The sequence below is a fragment of the Streptomyces sp. NPDC001406 genome, assembly GCF_042895285.1.
In the GTDB taxonomy this organism is placed as follows: domain Bacteria; phylum Actinomycetota; class Actinomycetes; order Streptomycetales; family Streptomycetaceae; genus Streptomyces.
In genome coordinates, this window is the sequence record NZ_JBIAWG010000003.1 from 65,067 (window position 1) to 84,443 (window position 19,377).

At 70.4% G+C, this 19,377-nt stretch carries 15 protein-coding genes and 1 pseudogene; 3 read left to right on the forward strand and 13 right to left on the reverse strand.

What is annotated here, in order from left to right; all coding sequences use genetic code 11:
- The gene (locus ACFY1J_RS07625) at window positions 1–441 is read right to left on the reverse strand and encodes a carbohydrate-binding module family 20 domain-containing protein (RefSeq protein WP_390730860.1); all 441 of its coding nucleotides are present in this window, start codon (window positions 439–441) and stop codon (window positions 1–3) included.
- Between the two features lie 120 nt (window positions 442–561).
- Window positions 562–705: pseudogene (locus tag ACFY1J_RS07630) on the reverse strand (RNA-guided endonuclease TnpB family protein); the annotation flags it as partial.
- A 306-nt stretch (window positions 706–1,011) separates the two neighbouring features.
- Here ACFY1J_RS07630 and pulA point away from each other — a divergent pair.
- Window positions 1,012–6,414 carry a pullulanase-type alpha-1,6-glucosidase gene (pulA, locus tag ACFY1J_RS07635; protein ID WP_390730861.1) on the forward strand — a complete coding sequence of 1,801 codons (5,403 nt, stop codon included), beginning with the start codon at window positions 1,012–1,014 and terminating at the stop codon, window positions 6,412–6,414.
- Between the two features lie 32 nt (window positions 6,415–6,446).
- The gene (locus tag ACFY1J_RS07640) at window positions 6,447–6,812 is read left to right on the forward strand and encodes a 5-carboxymethyl-2-hydroxymuconate Delta-isomerase (RefSeq protein ID WP_390709283.1); all 366 of its coding nucleotides are present in this window, start codon (window positions 6,447–6,449) and stop codon (window positions 6,810–6,812) included.
- Between the two features lie 5 nt (window positions 6,813–6,817).
- Here the strand turns inward: ACFY1J_RS07640 and ACFY1J_RS07645 are convergent, their stop codons facing one another.
- The 5 genes from ACFY1J_RS07645 to ACFY1J_RS07665 form a co-directional block, all read right to left on the reverse strand.
- Window positions 6,818–7,507 carry a TetR/AcrR family transcriptional regulator gene (locus tag ACFY1J_RS07645; protein ID WP_390709282.1) on the reverse strand — a complete coding sequence of 230 codons (690 nt, stop codon included), beginning with the start codon at window positions 7,505–7,507 and terminating at the stop codon, window positions 6,818–6,820.
- Window positions 7,508–7,575: 68 nt separating this feature from the next.
- Window positions 7,576–8,625, reverse strand: coding sequence for a PDR/VanB family oxidoreductase (locus tag ACFY1J_RS07650; RefSeq protein ID WP_390730862.1), 1,050 nt, complete (start codon window positions 8,623–8,625; stop codon window positions 7,576–7,578).
- Window positions 8,625–9,521 carry a metal-dependent hydrolase gene (locus ACFY1J_RS07655; protein ID WP_363298832.1) on the reverse strand — a complete coding sequence of 299 codons (897 nt, stop codon included), beginning with the start codon at window positions 9,519–9,521 and terminating at the stop codon, window positions 8,625–8,627. The genes ACFY1J_RS07650 and ACFY1J_RS07655 overlap by 1 nt, the downstream gene beginning before the upstream one ends.
- Before the next feature lie 81 nt (window positions 9,522–9,602).
- Window positions 9,603–11,519, reverse strand: coding sequence for a hypothetical protein (locus ACFY1J_RS07660; protein ID WP_390730863.1), 1,917 nt, complete (start codon window positions 11,517–11,519; stop codon window positions 9,603–9,605).
- Between the two features lie 48 nt (window positions 11,520–11,567).
- Window positions 11,568–12,143 carry a tetratricopeptide repeat protein gene (locus ACFY1J_RS07665; RefSeq protein ID WP_390730864.1) on the reverse strand — a complete coding sequence of 192 codons (576 nt, stop codon included), beginning with the start codon at window positions 12,141–12,143 and terminating at the stop codon, window positions 11,568–11,570.
- Between the two features lie 85 nt (window positions 12,144–12,228).
- Between ACFY1J_RS07665 and ACFY1J_RS07670 the strand changes: the two genes are divergently transcribed.
- Window positions 12,229–12,648, forward strand: a complete 420-nt coding sequence (locus ACFY1J_RS07670) for a hypothetical protein (RefSeq protein WP_390730865.1) — start codon at window positions 12,229–12,231, stop codon at window positions 12,646–12,648.
- Between the two features lie 101 nt (window positions 12,649–12,749).
- On the opposite strand, the gene ACFY1J_RS07675 is transcribed toward ACFY1J_RS07670, so the two are convergent.
- From ACFY1J_RS07675 to ACFY1J_RS07700, 6 genes are all read right to left on the reverse strand, one after another.
- Window positions 12,750–14,294, reverse strand: coding sequence for a DUF1996 domain-containing protein (locus ACFY1J_RS07675; protein WP_390730866.1), 1,545 nt, complete (start codon window positions 14,292–14,294; stop codon window positions 12,750–12,752).
- A 195-nt stretch (window positions 14,295–14,489) separates the two neighbouring features.
- Complete coding sequence (locus ACFY1J_RS07680) at window positions 14,490–15,143, reverse strand: LuxR C-terminal-related transcriptional regulator (protein ID WP_390730867.1); 654 nt, start codon at window positions 15,141–15,143, stop codon at window positions 14,490–14,492.
- A complete protein-coding gene (locus ACFY1J_RS07685; RefSeq protein ID WP_390709275.1) occupies window positions 15,128–16,399 on the reverse strand; it encodes a sensor histidine kinase in 1,272 nt (423 codons plus the stop codon). The genes ACFY1J_RS07680 and ACFY1J_RS07685 overlap by 16 nt, the downstream gene beginning before the upstream one ends.
- A gap of 51 nt (window positions 16,400–16,450) precedes the next feature.
- Window positions 16,451–17,503 (reverse strand): SDR family oxidoreductase, encoded by a 1,053-nt coding sequence (locus ACFY1J_RS07690; protein WP_390730868.1) that lies wholly within the window; start codon window positions 17,501–17,503, stop codon window positions 16,451–16,453.
- A gap of 77 nt (window positions 17,504–17,580) precedes the next feature.
- Window positions 17,581–18,144 (reverse strand): winged helix-turn-helix domain-containing protein, encoded by a 564-nt coding sequence (locus ACFY1J_RS07695; RefSeq protein ID WP_390730869.1) that lies wholly within the window; start codon window positions 18,142–18,144, stop codon window positions 17,581–17,583.
- Window positions 18,145–18,392: 248 nt separating this feature from the next.
- Window positions 18,393–19,313, reverse strand: coding sequence for a DUF6891 domain-containing protein (locus tag ACFY1J_RS07700; RefSeq protein WP_390730870.1), 921 nt, complete (start codon window positions 19,311–19,313; stop codon window positions 18,393–18,395).
- Window positions 19,314–19,377 lie beyond the last annotated feature (64 nt).

Here is a 19,377-nt window from a genome sequence, read left to right on the forward strand (position 1 = left end):
CTACTTCCAGGTGTCGCTCGTCGTGTAGCCGGACGAACTGCCCGTCGTGTACGAGCGGTTCGTGCCGGACTCCCAGGTCACGTTCCCGGAGCCGTCCTTCTTGACGTATTTGTACTCGAAGGACGTGCTCTTGGGGACGATGACCGGCTTGCTCCAGGTCGGGTAGGACGCCGACGAGAGCGGGATCGCGTCGCCCGTGTTCCAGGAGCCGAGGGACGGGATGGAGCCGACGACGTAGACGTTGATGCCCGATGTCGTCGGCGTGGACCCGATGGCCGCCAGGTCGGCCTCGGGATGTGCTTGGCCGCGTCCACGCGGAAGCCGTCGAAACTCAGGCCCACCATGTCGCAGTTCCGGACCTGTGTGAGGTCCGAGTAGTCCTGGATCGTCAGATCGGAGGTCGGGCAGTCCGACGAGTCGTGGTAGTTCGCCTGGTCCCACTCCAGGGTCGTACTGGCTGGTGATTGTGGTGCCGTTGTAGCCGGTGCCGGTCTGTGCGGCGGTGTTTGATCACCGCGTCCGTTTGAAGTGCTCTCCCGGTTGAGGCCGGGAGATTCCCACCTACCTTGCGGTGGCGGGCTTGACGCCACGGGTGCGCCTGACGACTGCCCTCCCGGCAGCCGGGATGAGAGCGTGGCCCATCCGGTACAGGTGCAAGATGTTCCGGGCAGCGTTGTGGTCTGCGTTGCACGACCAGCCGCGATCACATCGCCCTTGGCTGTCGTGTCGGCCTGCGCGGGAGTCGGCGGCAGGGCGAGCGCGCTGGCGGTCATGGCCCCGGCCGTCCTGCGGAAGACGCCCGGGGGTCGGTGCTTGGTCATGTGCGGCTTCGAGTTGCGAGGGTGAGGCTTCAACAACCCGTGAGCGTGCGGCAGTTGAGAAGGACACGTCAAGGTTGACGCTGAAACTTCTTGCTATGAGTTTCAAGGGTCTTGCTGTAAACCTTTCGGCAGCGATACGGTCGCGCGGGGTCGGACCCAAAAGAGCCGCAATCGCAAGGAGTTCCCGCCTGTGATACCGAGATGGCCGGCGCCGCCGAAGCGCCGAACCGCCCCTGTCCGACGGGTCGCGGCCGTCACCGTCGCCGCGCTCGCCGCAGCCTTTGTGCAGCCCCTCGCCGCCCACGCGGACACCCCGCCCCCACCGCCCTCGGACGCGAAGCTCGCCGCTCAGCCCGCCCGGCACGACGACACGCGCGAGCAGTTCTACTTCGTCATGCCGGACCGTTTCGCCAACGGGGACACGTCCAACGACAAGGGCGGTCTGACCGGGTCACGCCTGAGCACCGGCTACGACCCCACCGACAAGGGCTTCTACCAGGGCGGCGACCTCAAGGGCCTGACCAAGCGGCTCGACTACATCAAGGGTCTCGGCACCACCGCCATCTGGATGGCGCCGATCTTCAAGAACCGGCCGGTGCAGGGCACGGGCGCCAACGCCTCCGCCGGGTACCACGGTTACTGGATCACCGACTTCACCCGGGTCGACCCGCACTTCGGCACCAACAAGGACCTCGAAACCCTCATCTCCAAGGCGCACGCCAAGGGCATGAAGGTCTTCTTCGACGTCATCACGAACCACACCGCCGACGTCGTCGACTACAAGGAGAAGGCCTACGACTACCTGTCCAAGGGCGCCTTCCCCTATCTGACCAAGGACGGGCGGCCCTTCGACGACTCCGACTACGCGGACGGCCGCAGGAGGTTCCCGGCCGTCGACGCCGACTCCTTCCCGCGCACCCCGCAGGTCACGAGCAACAGCAAGGTTCCGGCCTGGCTCAACGACCCGACGATGTACCACAACCGGGGCGATTCGACGTACGCCGGTGAGTCGACCACGTACGGCGACTTCTCCGGGCTCGACGACCTGTGGACCGAGCGTCCCGAGGTCGTCAGCGGCATGGAGAAGATCTACCAGCGCTGGGTGAAGGACTTCGGCGTCGACGGCTTCCGGATCGACACCGTGAAGCACGTGAACATGGAGTTCTGGACGCAGTGGGCGACGGCGCTGGACAAGTACGCCGCCGCGCACGGCCGCAAGAACTTCTTCATGTTCGGTGAGGTCTACTCCGCCGACGCCTCGATCACCTCCCCGTACGTCACCCAGGGCCGCCTGGATGCCACCCTCGACTTCCCCTTCCAGGAGGCGGCCCGCCAGTACGCCTCCCAGGGCGGCAACGCGCAGAAGCTGGCCGGGGTCTTCGGCGACGACTACAAGTACACGACCGACAAGGCCAACGCCTACGAACAGGTCACCTTCCTCGGCAACCACGACATGGGGCGGATCGGGTATTTCCTCGACCAGGACAACCCCAAGGCCACGGACGCCGAGCTGCTGAAGAAGGACCGGCTCGCCAACGAGCTGATGTTCCTCAGCCGCGGCAACCCGGTCGTCTACTACGGCGACGAGCAGGGCTTCACCGGCTCCGGCGGCGACAAGGACGCCCGCCAGACGATGTTCGCCTCCAAGGTCGCCGACTACCTCGACGACGACGAGATCGGCACCGCCCGCACCCACGCGAGCGACTCCTACGACAAGAGCGCACCGCTCTACAAGGAGATCGCCGCTCTCGCCAAGCTCCGGAAGGACAACCCGGCGCTCGCTGACGGAGTCCAGACCGAGCGGTACGCGGCCGACGGCTCCGGCGTCTACGCCTTCACCCGCACGGACGCCAAGGCCGGCGCCGAGTACGTCGTCGCCTTCAACAACGCCGGCGAGGCGAAGACCGCCACCTTCGCGACCGGCTCCGCGGACATGTCGTACCGCGGGATCTACGGCACGGACGCCACCGCGAAGACCGACGCCGACAAGAAGCTCACCGTCACCGTCCCGGCCGGCTCCGCCGTCGTCCTCAAGGCGGCCGGCACCCTCGCCAAGCCCGCCACCAAGGCGACGATCACCCTCAAGGCCCCGGACAGCGGTGCCACCGGCACCGTCGAGCTCTCCGCCGGCGTCGACGGCGGTCAGCTCAACCGGGTCGTCTTCGCCGCCCAGGTGGGCAACGGCAACTGGCGCGTCCTCGGCTCCGCCGACCACGCCCCGTACAAGGTCACCCAGGTCATTGGCAAGGACGTCCCCGCCGGCACCGCCCTGCGCTACAAGGCGGTCGTGATCGACTCCGCGGGCCGGACCGCGAGCGCCACCGCCGCGAGCACCACCGGCACCCCGCCCGCCCCGGAGGTCCCCACGGCCTCCTCCCGCGACTACGCGATCGTCCACTACAAGCGCACCGACGGCGACTACGCGAACTGGGGCCTGTACGCCTGGGGCGACATCGCCGACGGCGAGGCCACGAACTGGCCCGCCAGCCACCCCTTCGTCGGCCGCGACGCCTACGGCGCCTTCGCCTACGTCAAGCTGAAGTCCGGCGCCTCCAACGTCGGCTTCCTGGTGATCGACAAGGACGGCAACAAGGACGTCTCCGCCGACCGGACCATCGACGTCACCAAGACGGGTGAGGTCTGGGTCGAGCAGGGCAAGACGGACGTCCTGACGCAGCGGCCCGACTATCCCGCGCAGGACAAGACCAAGGCGGTCATCCACTACCACCGCGCCGACGGGAACTACGACGGCTGGGGCCTGCACGTCTGGACGGGCGCCGCGAACCCCACCGACTGGTCGAACCCCCTCGAGCCGGTGAAGACTGATGCCTATGGCGCGGTCTTCGAGGTGCCGCTCAGCGACGGTGCCACCAGCCTCAGCTACATCATCCACAAGGGCGACGACAAGGATCTCCCCGCCGACCAGTCCCTGGACCTCAAGTCCAACGGCTACGAGGTGTGGCTGTTGAACGGCCAGGAGAAGTACCTGCTGCCGCAGCCCGCGGGCAGTGCGGCCGCCCTCGACCTGACCACCTCCAAGGCGGTCTGGATCGACCGGAACACGGTCGCCTGGAACGGCGTCGACGGTGCCGTCTCCACCCAGCTGCTCTCCTCCCACGACGGCTCGATCGCCGTCAAGGACGGGACGCTGACCAGCGACGACGAGCGCTGGCTGCGGCTGACGAAGACCACGCTCACCGATGCCCAGAAGGCGAAGTTCCCGCATCTGAAGGACTACACGGCCTGGTCCGTCGACCCGCGTGACCGGGACCGGGTGCGCCAGGCGCTGAGCGGCCAGATCGTGGCCTCGCAGCGCGCGGCGAACGGCGCGGTGCTGGCCGCGACCGGTGTGCAGATCGCGGCTGTCCTCGACGACGTGTACGACGCGACCAAGGCGAAGCTGGGACCGGTCTTCCACGACGGCAGGCCGACCCTCTCCGTCTGGGCGCCGACGGCACAGAGCGTCGCCCTGGAGCTGGACGGCTCCAAGGTGGCCATGCACCGCAACGCCACCACCGGCGTCTGGTCCGTCACGGGCCCGTCGTCCTGGAAGAACAAGCCCTACCGGTACGTCGTGAAGGTCTGGGCCCCGAGCGTGCGCAAGGTCGTGACGAACAAGGTCACCGACCCCTACTCGGTCGCCCTCACCGCGAACTCCGAGCGCAGCCTGGTCGTCGACCTGAACGACAAGGCCCTCGCCCCGGGTGGCTGGTCGACCCTGCACAAGCCCAAGGCCGTGCCGCTGAAGGACGCGCAGATCCAGGAGCTGCACATCCGGGACTTCTCCGTCGCCGACAAGACGGTCCCGGCGAAGGACCAGGGCACCTACCTGGCCTTCACCGACCAGGGCAGCGACGGTTCCAAGCACCTGCGTGAGCTGGCGAAGTCGGGCACGTCGTACGTGCATCTGCTGCCCGCCTTCGACATCGCCACCATTCCCGAGAGGAAGGCCGACCAGGCCACCCCCGACTGCGACCTGGCCTCCTTCGCGGCCGACTCCGACAAGCAGCAGGAGTGCGTCGCGAAGACCGCCGCGAAGGACGCCTACAACTGGGGCTACGACCCGTACCACTACACGGTCCCCGAGGGTTCGTACGCCACCGACCCGAACGGCACCGCGCGCACGGTCCAGTTCCGCAAGATGGTCAAGGGGCTCAACGACGACGGCCTCCGGGTCGTGATGGACGTCGTCTACAACCACACGGCGGCCAGCGGCCAGTCGGACACCAGCGTCCTGGACAGGATCGTGCCGGGCTACTACCAGCGGCTCCTCGCCGACGGAAGCGTGGCCAACAGCACCTGCTGCTCCAACACCGCGCCCGAGAACGCCATGATGGGCAAGCTGGTGGTCGACTCGATCGTCACCTGGGCCAAGGAGTACAAGGTCGACGGCTTCCGCTTCGACCTCATGGGCCACCACCCGAAGGCCAACATCCTGGCCGTGCGCAAGGCCCTCGACGCGCTGACCCTCGACAAGGACGGCGTCGACGGCAAGAAGATCATCCTCTACGGCGAGGGCTGGAACTTCGGCGAGGTCGCGAACGACGCCCGCTTTGTGCAGGCCACGCAGCAGAACATGGCCGGTACCGGCATCGCCACCTTCTCCGACCGGGCCCGTGACGCGGTGCGCGGCGGCGGCCCCTTCGACTCGGACCCCGGTATCCAGGGCTTCGCGTCGGGGCTGTACACCGACCCCAACGCGTCCACGGCCAACGGCACGAAGGAGGAGCAGAAGGCCCGCCTGCTGCACTACCAGGACCTGATCAAGGTGGGCCTGTCCGGCAACCTGAAGGCCTTCACCTTCACCGACACCGCAGGCAAGGAGGTCAAGGGCTCCGAGGTCGACTACAACGGCTCGCCCGCGGGCTACGCGGACGTGCCCGGCGACGCCCTCGCCTATGTCGACGCGCACGACAACGAGTCCCTGTTCGACGCCCTCACCTACAAGCTGCCCAAGGACACCTCCGCGTCCGACCGGGCCCGGATGCAGGTCCTGGCGATGGCCACGGCCGCCCTCTCGCAGGGTCCGTCCCTGTCCCAGGCGGGCAGCGACCTGCTGCGCTCCAAGTCGCTGGACCGCAACTCCTTCGACAGCGGCGACTGGTTCAACGCCATCCACTGGAACTGCGCGGACGGCAACGGCTTCGGACGCGGGCTGCCCATGGCGGCCGACAACGAGTCCAAGTGGTCGTACGCGAGGCCCCTGCTCAGCTCGGTGAGCGTCGGCTGCCCGCAGATCACCGGTACCTCGGCCGCGTACCAGGACCTGCTCAGGATCCGTACGACGGAGAAGGCGTTCTCCCTCGGCACGGCCGCGCAGGTGCAGTCCCGGCTCTCCTTCCCGCTGTCGGGGAAGGACGAGACGCCGGGTGTGATCACCATGGAGCTGGGCGACCTGGTCGTGGTGTTCAACGCGACGCCGCAGCAGCAGGAGCAGCGGATCGGCGCCCTTGCCCAGGCGGCCTACCGGCTGCACCCGGTGCAGGCCGACGGCACGGACGCGGTGGTGAAGACCTCCTTCTACGCGGCCGGCTCGGGCACGTTCACCGTTCCGGCGCGGACCGTGGCGGTGTTCACCCGGGCGGCGAAGTAGGGTCGGGGCGTCGTCGTAGAACAGGAGTGTCCATGCCGCAGATCACCGTCGACTACACCGCCGTGCTGGAGGACTCGGATGCCTTCGACATGGACGGCTTCGCGCGGGCCCTGCACGAAGCTGTCGTCGAGATCGCGGCGGCCAAGCCGGAGGCGTGCAAGACACTGTTCCGGGACGCGCTCTCCGCGTACGCCTACGAGCCCATGGATCGGCAGCCCGCCATCGTGCATGTGACCATCGGGCTCCTCGCCGGGCGCAGTGAAGAGACGAAGGCGAGGCTGACGGAGGCCGTGCTGGAACTCCTCCGCAGGCATGTCACGCCGGAGGACGGAGGCACCCTGCGCGCCTCCGCCGAGGTGCGCGACCTGGATCCGTCCTACCGGAAGGTCGAAGGCTAGGACGGCTAGGACGCGAGGGACATGAGCCGGCCGACCAGGTCCGTGAACGGACCGTCGGCCGGCTCTTCCTTGAGCATGTCGCGCAGGAGGGCCGCCATCTCGTCGTCGTTGGCGGCGCTCACCGCGGCCAGCGCGGCGAAGTCGTGCACGAGCTGGACCTCCAGCTCGGCGCGCGGGATGCGCCGGCCGTCCAGCCAGATCAGGGCCGTCGACTCGGTGAGCGAGATCCAGGACCGTATGACCAGTTCCAGTCGCGCGGGCGGATCGGTGACGCGCAGATGCGAAAGGATCTGTTCGTACGCGGCCTGTCGTACGGAGTCGATGAGCGCGTTCGTGGCGGACGAGCCGACTGCCGGGCCGCCGCGCATCAGGGCCGAGAAGCCCGGCCCGTGCTCGTCCACGAAGTCGAAGAACCGGCGCATCACGCGCAGCAGCCGGCGGCCCAGCGGGCCCTCCTGCGGTTCGACGAACCGGCCGGCCAGGTCCTCCGCAGCACGCTTCAACGCGGCCTCGTACAGGCTGAGTTTGCCGGGAAAGTAGTGGTAGACCAGCGGGCGTGAGATACCCGCCGCCGAGGCTATCTCGTCGATCGAGACCTCGTCGGGCGAGCGGCGGCTGAACAGTTCGAGGGCGACGCCGATCAACTGCTGCCGTCGCTCCTCCACTCCCATTCTGCGGCGAACCCCGGTAGTCATGCGAACACCTTACCGATCGGATCCGGACCGTAACGGGCCGGACCGGTCGCTGCGTTCACATGGAACCGTCACATGTCCAGCACGAGACGCTCACTTCGCGCACGCGAGACACAGATCAGCATCGAGTCGGCCCGCTCCGCGTCCGTGAGCAGCTCGTCCCGGTGCTCCACCTCGCCCTCCAGCACACGCTGTTGGCAGGTCCCGCAGAAGCCCTGCTCGCAGGAGTACGCCGTGTCGGGCAGCTCCTTGCGCACGGCGGCCAGCACGGTGGAGTCGGCGGGGACGGTCAACGTCCGCCCGCTGCACTTGAGTTCGAGCTCGAACTCCGCGTTGCCGTCGAAGGACGCGCGCGGCGCGAACCGCTCCAGGTGCAGTGTGGCGCCCGCCGGGAGCCGCTCCTCGACCGCTGCCATGAGTCCCTCGGGCCCGCAGCAGTACACGGCGGCTCCCTCGGTCACGTCCGCGAACAGCGCGTCCAGGTCCGGCCGCCCCTCCTCGTCCTCGGCGACCACGGTCAGCCGGTTTCCGGCGACCTTCTCGACCTCTTCCAGGAACGGCATCGAGGCCCGCGACCGCCCGCCGTACAGCAGCCGCCACTCGGCGTGCTCCGGCAGGGCCCGCAGCATCGGCAGGACCGGGGTGATCCCGATGCCGCCGACGACGAAGACGTACGAGGGCGCCTCGACCAGCGGGAAGCGGTTGCGCGGCCCGCGCACCTCCAGTTCCATGCCCTCGGCAAGCTGCTCGTGGACCTCGCGCGAGCCGCCCCGGCCGTCCGGGACCAGCCGGGTGGCGAGCGTGTACGAGGAGGTGTCCTCGGGGTCCCCGCACAGCGAGTACTGCCGCACCAGCCCGGACGGCAGCACCAGGTCGAGATGGGCGCCCGGCTCCCAGCGCGGCAGCGCCCGTCCCTCCAGGCGCAGCCGTACGACCCCGTCGGCCACCGTCTCGTGCGAGGTCACCAGCAGCCGCTGGGCGCGCGACCGCGGCCGGCCGGAGATCGGCGGGTCGAGGGCGGGCAGCGGCCACAGAGGGGAGTCCTGGACCCGGCGCCGCAGGGCCCGTCTGGCCAGCAGCGCGGCGCCCGTGAGGACGACGACGGTCCGCAGCCTCGGCATCAGGACGCTCCCTTCTCGGCGGCCTGCGCCGCGGGGGAAGAGGCCAGATAGGCGACGGCCTGTGCGGTGCAGCCCTCCTGCGAGGGGTGGTAGGTCCGGCTGAGGTAGCGGGGGATGGACTTCAGCATGTCACCGGTCGCGGGCAGGGTGCCGCGTCGGCCGCTGAGATAGAAGTCCTTGAAGGAGGCCTTGCCGTCGAGCAGCGTGGGGTCGTTCTCCATGAAGAAGCGGGCCCCGCGCTGCCACAGGAACACCAGCGCGGTGAAGGCCGTCGCCCAGGTGCGCGCCCGGCGCCGGTAGCTTCCGTCGACGTGCATGAACAGGTCGAAGGCGACGGAGCGGTGTTCGACCTCCTCGGCGCCGTGCCAGCGCAGCAGGTCCAGCATGGTCGGATCGGCCTGGCGCCGGTCCAGTTCGTCGGCGTTCAGGACCCAGTCGCCGAGGAAGGCCGTGTAGTGCTCGATGGCCGCGATGAGCGCCACGCGCTCCAGCAGCCACCACTTGCGGGCCCGGCCCGGTGGCAGCGTGCGGTCGCCGAGCAGCTTCTCGAAGAACCAGTCGACCTGCGCGGTGTAGGGCGTCGGGTCGAGGCCCAGCTCCTTGAGGTGCGGCAGCACCTCGTCATGGGCCTGGGAGTGCATGGCCTCCTGGCCGATGAACCCGATGACGTCCTCGCGGAGCCGGTCGTCCCGGATGAGCGGCAGCACCTGCTTGTAGACGTGCACGAACCACCGCTCACCGGCGGGCAGCAGCAGGTGCAGCACATTCATGGTGTGCGTGGCGAACGGGTCCCCGGGCACCCAGTGCAGCGGGGTGCCCTCCCAGGAGAAGGACACCTTGCGGGCCTTGAGCGGTATCCGCTCGGACTCCACCGGCCGGGCCTGCGTATTAGACATGGCGTCAATGTACTGGCGGGTAAGTCCGAGGGGAACCCTGGTGCGCCCTACTTGTTGACAGAAGTGTCAGCTAGCCGGTGGCTAGCGCAGACCGTGCAGCGCGGACCCGTCGTCGAGGGTGCCCGACAGCTGTGCCTGGGTGCCCTGCTTCGCCGGTACGGCCAGTGTGCTGCCCCGGCCGGCGGCGGTGACCCCGCCGGTCGTGCGGATCGACGCGGTGTCCCTGCCGCCCGCGGCCAGCAGGTACCACGTCCCCGCGTGGGACTTCCACAACACCCCGGCCAGCACGTGCGGATCACGCGCGCCGCACGCCGTCACGTCCGTCGCCCTGGCCGCCACCGCCCCGTAGCGCCCGCCCGGTGTGTGGAACTGGGCCAGCGCCGCCGTTCCGTCGCCCCGCCAGGTCTCGGCGCGGGTGCACACCCACCTCGCCGTCCCGCTGTCCTCGGGCAGTGTCTGATCGGCGAACGCCCAGGCGTTGACGCTCCTGATCCCCGCCGCGCGCCCGGCGGACAGCGAGCAGGCGAACGGCGCCCAGGTGCGCAGCGCCTCCGCCCCGTTCGCCTCGTGCGGCTTGCCGGGCCGGCCCGTGGTGAGGTGGGCGGGGACCAGTTCGCCGAGGTCGGTGGTGAGCTGCGTGCCGGAGGCGTCGGTCAGTTGCAGCACGTTCCACGACGTGCACGCGCCGCCCTGCATGGCGGGGCTGGCCAGCGGGCCGGTGACACCGTCGGTCAGGCCGAGGTCCATCGCGCCCGCGCCGGGCTTCGTCAGGTCCCGCTCGGCGGCCGCCTTCACCCAGGGAGCCGTCAGATAGCGGACGTTGCCGTCGGCGCGGCCCAGCACCAGCGCGCTCGCCCCGACGCCGGTCGCGCCGTCGGCGCGGGCGAGGTCGAGGGCCGCGCCCTGTGTGCCGTCCTTGGGCTCGGCGTAACGGGCGATGCGCAGGCCGTCGTAGAGGATCACCACGCGGGCGTTGTCGACGTCGCCCGCGTACAGCAGCTGGGGCGGTCCGGCCGGGCCGCCGGTCTGGGTGCCGGGGGTCGCCGAGAGGCGGACCGTCTCCCCGGGGCGGGCCCAGACGGCGAGGGCGCGGCGCAGCAGGGCGGTGTCGCCGGTGAGGGGGCCGCGCGCGGGCCAGACGGAGAAGTCGGCGCGCGCCGAGGTCTTCCAGGCGGTGGGCGCGATCCTGGTCAGCCGGCCGGGGTCGAGGGCGGCCTCGGCCGCAGGGTTCTGGGCGTACGCGGGGGCGGCGGCGCCGTCGGGGCCCCAGCCGCCGCCCGGCAGGACGATCAGGGCGCCGCACACCGCGAGGGCGGCCGCGGCGGCGAGCGCGGCCTTGGTGTGCTGCCTGCGCCGCATCAGGTCGGTGGGCCGGGCCTGCAGCGAGCAGGGGTCGAACTCGGGGGAGGCGAGCAGCCCGTGGTGCGCGGGGACGTCGTCGGCCTCCAGCAGCGCCTCGTCCGGGTCCTCGGCCCCGGCGGCCGCCAGCAGCTGGTGTACGTCGCCGTCGGCGAGCCGCTCCAGACCGCGCAGCACATACGCGGCACGGGCCGGGCCGGACAGGGTCGCAAGGCGCTGGTCCAGGGCGAGTTCGTCGGCGCCGCCCGAGCGCGGGAACAGGCGCAGGCCCCAGACCTGGGGCAGCGGCGGCGGCAGCCGCCACATCCCGCGGCCCCGCGTCCGGGTGGCCTTCAGGGCCGAACGCACCACCTGGAGGCGGACGAAGGCGTAGCCGGGGTCCGTGTCACGGCCCGTCGACTGGGCCGGGATCGCGGCGGCCGAGGTGCGGCCCCGGGGCAGCGCGCGCTGGGTGAGGGCGTGCGCGGTCAGGACGCGGCGACCTCGACCGAGGCCCGGCGGCAGCACCAGATAGGCGAGCCGGACCAGGCGCGGGTAGTGCTCGACGAGCGCGGCCTCGGCCTGCTCGACGTCGACGACCGGGCCGGGGCCTTTGGCGGAGTGGGGTGCGTGACGCGGGGCTACATCCTGTGACTGCACGTCCTTCAGAACGAGTGAGCCGTTGGTTGGTCACCTGCACCGGGTTGCTCAGTCCTCCGGCTCGACCAGCGCCCGCGCGTAGTTGGCCATCGACCGCCGGTAGCGCGGCAGATGGGGAGCGAGGGCGCCGAGGACCAGGGACAGCCCCTCGCGGTCGCGGCCGAGGCTGGACAGGCACAGGGCGAGACAGGCGCGTACCGCGTCGTCCAACTCGTCCGACGGGGCGTCCAGTTCGGGCGTGAGCAGCTCGACGCCCTCCTCCGCCCGCCCGATGTTCCTGAGCGAGCTGGACAGCTGGATCCTGGCCCGGCGGCCCTTGTAGCCGTTCAGCCCGCGGGCGAGCGCCTCGCGGTACAGCGGTGCCGCCTTGTCCGAGTGACCGGTCGAGTCCCAGGCGCAGGCCCGCTCGAACGGGCCCAGCGGGCTGTCCTCGGGCAGTTCGGCGACGAGCGCGTCGATCACGGCCCGGAAGTCGGCGCCCGCAGCGGAGCTGCTGCCGGATGCAGTCTCCTCCGCGTAGTCGTCGAAGGTGGCCCAGGCGGTGGTCACGCGGTCTTCCCAGTCTCGGTTCACCGGCACACCCTCGCACGAGTGTGCCCACGGCGGCACTCGATTTGAGCGCATCGCCCCCGGCGCCCGTATCGAGGGGCGAGGCTCCTCGCGAGGGCTCTCTGCGGCATGCTTACGCCCATCAGGACCGGAGGAACAGATGAGGTTGACCCGACCGATGCTCGCCGTGACGGGCGCCGCGGCCGCGCTGCTGCTGGCGGGGTGCGGCTCCGGCGGCGGCAGGAGCGCGGCGGACGCCGTGCCGACGACGGCCACCGGCAGCCTGGAGAGCCTGGCGGCCGAGGTGAAGTGCAAGCCGAACATGCAGACGGACGCCGATGAGATCCGCCAGGCCATCTGCAAGAACACCGACGGCAAGTTCATCCTCGCCACCTTCGCCACCGACCGCGGCCAGCGCGAGTGGATCAACGACGCCAAGGACTACGGCGGTTACTACCTCGTGGGCCGCAAGTGGGTGGCCGTCGGCGACGACGGGGTGGTCAAGGCGCTGCGCGGCACGCTCGGCGGCGAGGTGGAGATCGGCACCGACCACGGCTCCCACGGTTCGCACAGCGGCTGACGGCCCGCGCGCCGGGCGCGGACAACGGCGAAGGCCGGTGGCGGGAGGGACCCGCCACCGGCCTTCTTCGGTGGGCCACCGAGGTGGCCCACCTCAGGGGATCATGCGCACCGCTGACCGTTGTTGATGCAGTTGGCGATCTTGTTCGCCAGGTTGTTCTTCGTGACGCTGATGAAGTCGTCGTGGTCGGTGGCCGGCTTGTGGAGCTGCTCCGGGAAGCCGTCGACCGCGTAGGCGTTCTTCACCTGGCCGTTCTGGATCGTCGGCGGGGTGATGTTGTACACCAGGCGCATCGTCAGCTGCGGGATCGCCTTGAAGCCGTTGCCGCAGACGCCGCTGGCCGGGTCGGCGAAGGCCACGTGCGTGCGGTGGTTGGCGCTGTCGATGTTCTGGCCGTCCCAGCAGCTCTGGAAGGCGAACGTGCGGACCACCTTGCTGCCCTGCGGGCAGATCGGGTACTGCCCCGTCAGCTGGACCTTGTTCTCGAAGCCGGTGCAGCTCCAGTGCGCGTTGGCGTTGGCCAGACCGTTGGTGGTGGTCTTGGCGTCACCGGTGATGATGCGCAGGAACTGGGGCATCGCGACGACCTTGCTGGCCGGGCTGCCGACGTACTTGATCTGCGCCTGGACCGGCGTCAGGATCTTGCCGACGTTGCCTTCCTTGCCGCCGCCGTCCGCGTTCTGGTCGAAGTCCTGCGTGCCGTCCTGGACGCGGACCACGGGCCAGTAGTACGACGACAGGTCGTTCTGGTTCTGGCAGCTGGTGCCGGCCTGCAGGAAGGTGTTGTTGCTGGAGAACGCGTTGACCTTCTGGTTGCCGACGTAGTCGTGCAGGTGGTGCGCGCCGTTGGCCACGCCGGGCGCCACGATCACGTTGTCGGTGTTGTGGTTCTTGTTCGCGTTCACACCGCACCGGGTGGTGAACGTACCGGTCGAGGCGTTGCCGCCGTTCTGCGGCTTGCCCTGGACGTTCGCCGCGACCTTCGTGATGTCCACGAAGTCCGCCGCCACCGGGCCGTTGCCGGCCTGTCCGCCGACGTTCTGCGCCTGCCCGCCGTTCTGCTGCTGGCCACCGTTGTTCGCCTGGCCACCGGTCTGGGCCTGCCCGCCGGTCTGCGCCTGGCCGCCGTTCTGCTGCTGGCCGGTGTTGGCCTGGCCGCCGGCGTTGGTCTGGTTGGCGGTCTGCGTCGTACAGGCGGCGAGCTGGGAGAGCGCGTTGTTGAACTGGCCGCCCACCCGCTGGATGTCGATCCTGATCCGGTCGATCGTGGCGGCCCGCTTCGACTTCAGCGGGTTGACGATCGCGTTCTGCACGAAGCTCGCGTCGTTCGTCTGCGCCTGACGCGTGGAAGCGAGCCGGGCGTAGGCCTCGGTGATCTGCTTGTCGAGGTTCGCCAGCTCCGCGGCGACACCGTTGCGGGCCGCGTTCGGTACGTTCGTCAGCTTCTGGCCGACGTCCGGGCAGGAGATCGTCGCCACCTGCGCGGCTGCGGCCTTGGTCTGGTTCTGCGCCGAGTAGTTGGATTCGTGCGCGGATGCGTAAAAGTTCGCCCAGATCAGCCCGCCCCCACCGAGCGCTAGGGCCGCCGATGCGGCAATGGCCTTGGTGGCCAGCGGCGTACGGCGTTTGCGTGTGTTGCGTCCCATGGAACTCCTCTGACTTCCTTGGCGGGGCAGCGTTGAGGCGCCCGACAGGAGTGAAGCTGCTTCCATCCATACGGACGGCGTCCCGGGCGTGTTCAGCCGCCTCACAAATTCATCAGAGGACTGGCCGTCGATCGTGCCTCAACAGCCCCTTGAACAGCAGGAGTTACGAAAAATTAGTGGAGAACTCGCGGAAGGTCAGCGGTCCCGGTCCAGATGGGCCAGGACCGCCAGGACGCGCCGATTGTCGTCGTCCGACACCTCCAGTCCCAGTTTGGTGAAGATGTTGGAGGTGTGTTTGGCGATCGCCCGTTCCGTGACGACGAGTTGCGCGGCGATCGCCGCGTTCGACCGGCCCTGCGCCATCAGCTCGAGGACCTCCCGCTCCCTGGGGGTGAGTTTGCCGAGCGGATGGTCGTCGGCGGACCGCCGGGACAGCAGCTGCTGGATCACCTGCGGATCCATGGCCGTACCGCCCGCCGCCACCCGTCGTACGGCGTCCACGAACTGCTCCGCGTCGAACACCCGGTCCTTCAGCAGATACCCCACCCCACCGCTGCCGTCGGCCAGCAGCTCGCGCGCATACAGCTGCTCCACGTGCTGCGAGAGGACCAGCACCGGAAGTCCGGGCCGGTCCCGCCGGGCCTTGAGGGCGCACTGCAGGCCCTCGTCGGTGTGGGTGGGCGGCAGCCGTACGTCGACCACGGCCACGTCCGGCTCCAGCTCGGCCAGCGCGCGGGTGAGCTCGGGTCCGGACTCCACGGCCGCCGCGATCTCGAAGTCGTAGGCCTCCAGCAGCCGGACGAGCCCGTCCCGGAGCAGGAACAGGTCTTCGGCTAGGACAACGCGCACGGAATCTCCATGGTCACCATGGTGGGACCGCCCGCGGGGCTGCTGACGGCCAGGACGCCGTCGAATGTACCCAGTCGGCGCTCGACTCCGGAGAGTCCGGAACCGGCTTGCGCCTCGGCGCCGCCCTTGCCGTTGTCGGTGACCGCGATCCGCAGCATGCCGTCGCTGTGGTGGAGGTCGACCCAGATCCGGTCGGCGCCGGAGTGCTTGACCGCGTTGGTGAGCACCTCGCTGACCGCGAAGTACGCCGCCGACTCCACCGGCGCGTCCGCGCGGCCGGGCAGCTCGACGGTCACCTCGGTGGGCAGCGGCAACCGCAGCGCCAACGCCCGTACGGCGTCGCCCAGTCCGCGTTCGGCGAGCACCGGCGGATGGATGCCGCGGACCAGGTCGCGCAGCTCGCTGAGCGCGTCGGCGGAGGACTGCCTGGCCTGGGCCAGGAGTTGCTTCGCCTTGGCCGGGTCTTTGTCCAGGAGCATCTCGATGGTGCCGAGATCCATGCCCATGGCGACCAGCCGGGCCTGCGCCCCGTCGTGCAGATCCCGCTCGATACGGCGCAGTTCGGCGGCCGAGGTGTCCACCGCGTCACGCCGGGTCTCGGTCAACACCCGTACGCGCTCGGCGAGTTCGCCCTGATCGGCGCCGAGGACGGCCCGGGTGAGCCGGAAGTGGACGACGAGCAGGCGCGGGGCGAGCCGGTAGGCGGCGACCAGGAGGACCGCGGCGGTGGCGCCCGCGCCGAGCGCGGTCGGCTGGCCGGTGACCGGCACGAAGCCGTACCAGTAGGTCTGGCCGTCGGCGAGCACCCGCCACAGCCCGGCCGCCACCGCGAACCCCTCGAAGGGGTAGAGGAGCAGGACGGCCGGAAGCAGCGCCGTGAGGTAGCCCGCCGTCATGTCCACCAGCAGCCACCGCAGATCCCGCCGGATCTGCGGGTCGCGGAGCATCCCGAAGCAACGCGCCCAGAGGTTGGCGTCCGGGGGTATCGGGAGGTACGCCGACGGGATCCGCACCCCGCACCACTCGGCCGCGAGCCGCCGCCGTACGTCCGCGAAGTCCCGCACCCCGCCCAGGACATAGGGGGTCGTGACGATGCCGATGCCGATCGGGATCGTCGCGATGGAGACGACGGCCAGCGTGAAGACGAGCACGGCGACGGGCAGCATCGCCAGGGCCAGCACGAGTCCCCGTACGGCGGCCAGCACCACTTCCCGGGTGCGCCCGCCGGCGCCGCCGCTCTTCGTGTCGGTGTTCATGGCGTCAGTCTGGCCGACCCCCGGGCGCGGGTCACTGGGCCCGGAACCCGGTCAGGAGGTGGTGTCAGATACACCCCGGACCTCTGCACCCCGGACCTCTGCACCCCGGACTTCCGCGAGCACCTTCGCCTCCACCTCCGGATCCAGCCCCTTGCGCGTCCGGTCCGGCCGCTGGGGCGCGACGCCGCCGATGTCCCGCAGCCAGGTCCAGGTGTCGGCGACGGTCTCGGCGACCGGGCGGCACTCCAGCCCCGCCGCCCCGGCCCGCGAGACGTCCGCGGAGTGCAGGGCGTCGTACATGTCGCTGCCGGGCGGCACCCACACCGGCAGCTGCGTCCACGGCTCGATGCCCGCGCCGAGGACGACGTCCGGGGCGGTCCACACCAGTTCGGCGTCCGAGCCGGTGACCTGTACGCAGGCGTCGAGAAGTTCCCCCATGGTGGCGTGCCCCTGCGGGCTCACCAGGTTGTACGGCCCGCTCAACCGCCGTTCCACCGCCCCGAGAACCCACTGGGCGAGGTCGCGGACGTCGACGTACTGCAGGCGCAGGTCCCGCGGTCCGGGCGCCAGGACGGGGCCGCCGCGGGCGATCCGGGTCAGCCACCAGGGCAGCCGGCCCACGTTCTCGTACGGGCCGAGGATCAGCCCCGCCCGCACCAGCACCGAGCGGTCCGCGCCGAAGGCCTCGACGGCGGCCAGTTCACCGCCCCGCTTGTCCCTCGGGTACTCGGTCTGCTCCGCGTCGGCCGACGCGTCCTCGACCACGGGCGCTTCCTCGGTGGCACCGGCCGGCGCGGGCCAGTCGTACACCGAACAGCTCGACACATACACATACCGCCCGGCGCGGCCCCGCAGCAGCCGCGCCGTCTCCCGCACGGCGCGGGGCGCGGCCGACCAGGTGTCGACGACGGCGTCACACTCCTCGTTCCCGGCGAGGGCAGCCAGTCCGTCGGGGGCGGTGCGGTCGCCGTGCAGCGCCCGCACCCCCGCCGAAGGAGAGTGCCGTCCCCGGTGGAAGACGGTCACCTCCCAGCCCCGCCCGAGGGCCGACTCGACGACGGCCCGCCCCACGAACTCCGTACCACCCAGCACAAGAAGTCTCATGCCCGAGATCGTGCCCGGCCGGGCCGCGGGACGGAACCGCGCTCTGCCGAGAGCAGAGGAGGTCAGGGCGGAGGAGGTCAGCGCCCGGTCGGCGGTGTGTACTTGTAGCCGACGCGCCGGATCGTCTGGATCGCCTTGCGGTGCTCGGCGCCGAGCTTGCGGCGCAGCCGGGCGATGTGGACGTCGACCGTGCGCCCGTCGCCGATGTGGCCGTAGCCCCATACGGTGCTGACCAGCTGGTCGCGCGTGTGCACCCGGCCCGGGTGCGCCACCAGATGCGCGAGCAGCTCGAACTCCAGGTAGGTGAGGTCGAGTTCGCGCCCGTCGACCTGGGCGGTGCGCTGCACGGTGTCGATACGCACGAGCGGGTCGGTGCCGTCGGACGCCGTGTCGGGCCGGTCCGGCACCGCGACCGGCGGGAACGGCGGCTGCTCGTCCGCCGGGACCAGCACCAGATAGCCGACCATCGCCGGGCGGCCGGGCAGAGCGGGCAGGGTGTGCTGCGGCGCGGGCAGCCAGGTGGCGCCCGGCGGCAGGAGGTCCGTGATCCGGGCCACCTCGTCCTGGTCCACGGCACGCAGCCGCTGACGGGCGGGGGAGGTCAGGGTGGAGGCGGAGGAGAGAGAACGAGTGGTCGCCATGAGAGGTCAGCTCTTTCGCGCGAGGAGTTCGTCGAGGGACGTACGTCGTCTCGCGCCGGCCGAAGACCGGGGTGTACGGCTTTAGAGGGCCGGCGCGTTCATCGCGCGGCAACACACCCGGTCGTAGTCGTGGTGCTGACGGGAGGGCCAGAAGGGCTCGAGGTCATGGCGACCCGTCGCGCTGCACTTCCGGAAGCTGGCCATGCCCCCATTGAAGCAGACACCCGCCTCCGGCAGGAGCCCTCGTCTCAGCCCACCAGACGTTTGTGCCAGGTCAGTGGTGTGACATTGATCGCGCTGTCCGGGCTGCCGTCCCACTCGGTGGACAACCCCGCGCCGGTGAGGGCGGCCACGACCTCGTGACCGACGGCCGTCGTGGTCTCGGCCGAGCCGTCGAACCCGCCGTAGTACAGGCTCAGTCCGTACCCCTCGGCGGCGCCTTCCGTGACCTGCTGGTGGAAGAAGACGAAGCCGCGCGCGCCCTTTCGTTCGGCCCCTATCTCCGACAGGCCGCAGCCCCGGCAGCACGTGAAGTGCGCGCGGGCCGTGATGCCGGTCTCCTCCAGCGCCCCGAAGGCAAGTGCCACTCGCTCCGGGTCGGTGACCCCCTCCCAGGCCGCCTGTTCCCCCAGCCGCTCCAGCCACAGCCGGTCCACCAACTGCCGGGCCTGCGCTCCCGACACCGGCCGCTCGTCCCCGTCGACCGGACAGTCCTCGGCGATCTCGGCCAGCGTCTTGCGGGTGTCGTACCCGCAGCGCAGCCGCAGTCGTACGCGCTCCTCGACCTTCTCGCGCACGTCGTCCGGGAGTTCCGGCACCTCCTCGCGCGGTCCGAGGTCCACCGGCTCCCAGTCCACGCCCGCGTCCCAGCCGTCGCGCTGCCGCGCCCAGCCGGTCAGCAACTCCGCCACCCGGTCCCGGTCCTTGAGGTTCGTGCCGAAGAACCGGTCCTCACCGAGGCGGTGCTCCAGCCGGTAGTCCCCGCGCTTCTCGTGCCAGACCTGAGCGAAGACATGCGGGATGTCCGGTATCCGCTGGATCACGAGGAACCGGTCTCCGGCGCGCCCGATCCGCTGCACCAGCTCCCGCAGACCGGGCGCGGAAATGTGGGCGTGCGTCTGCCCGTTCTCCGCCTCGACCTTGACGGCCAGGACCTCGTCGATCTCCATGCCTCCACCATGACACGCCCCACCGACAACGCGAGGGGGCGCCCACCGCGAACGGTGGGCGCCC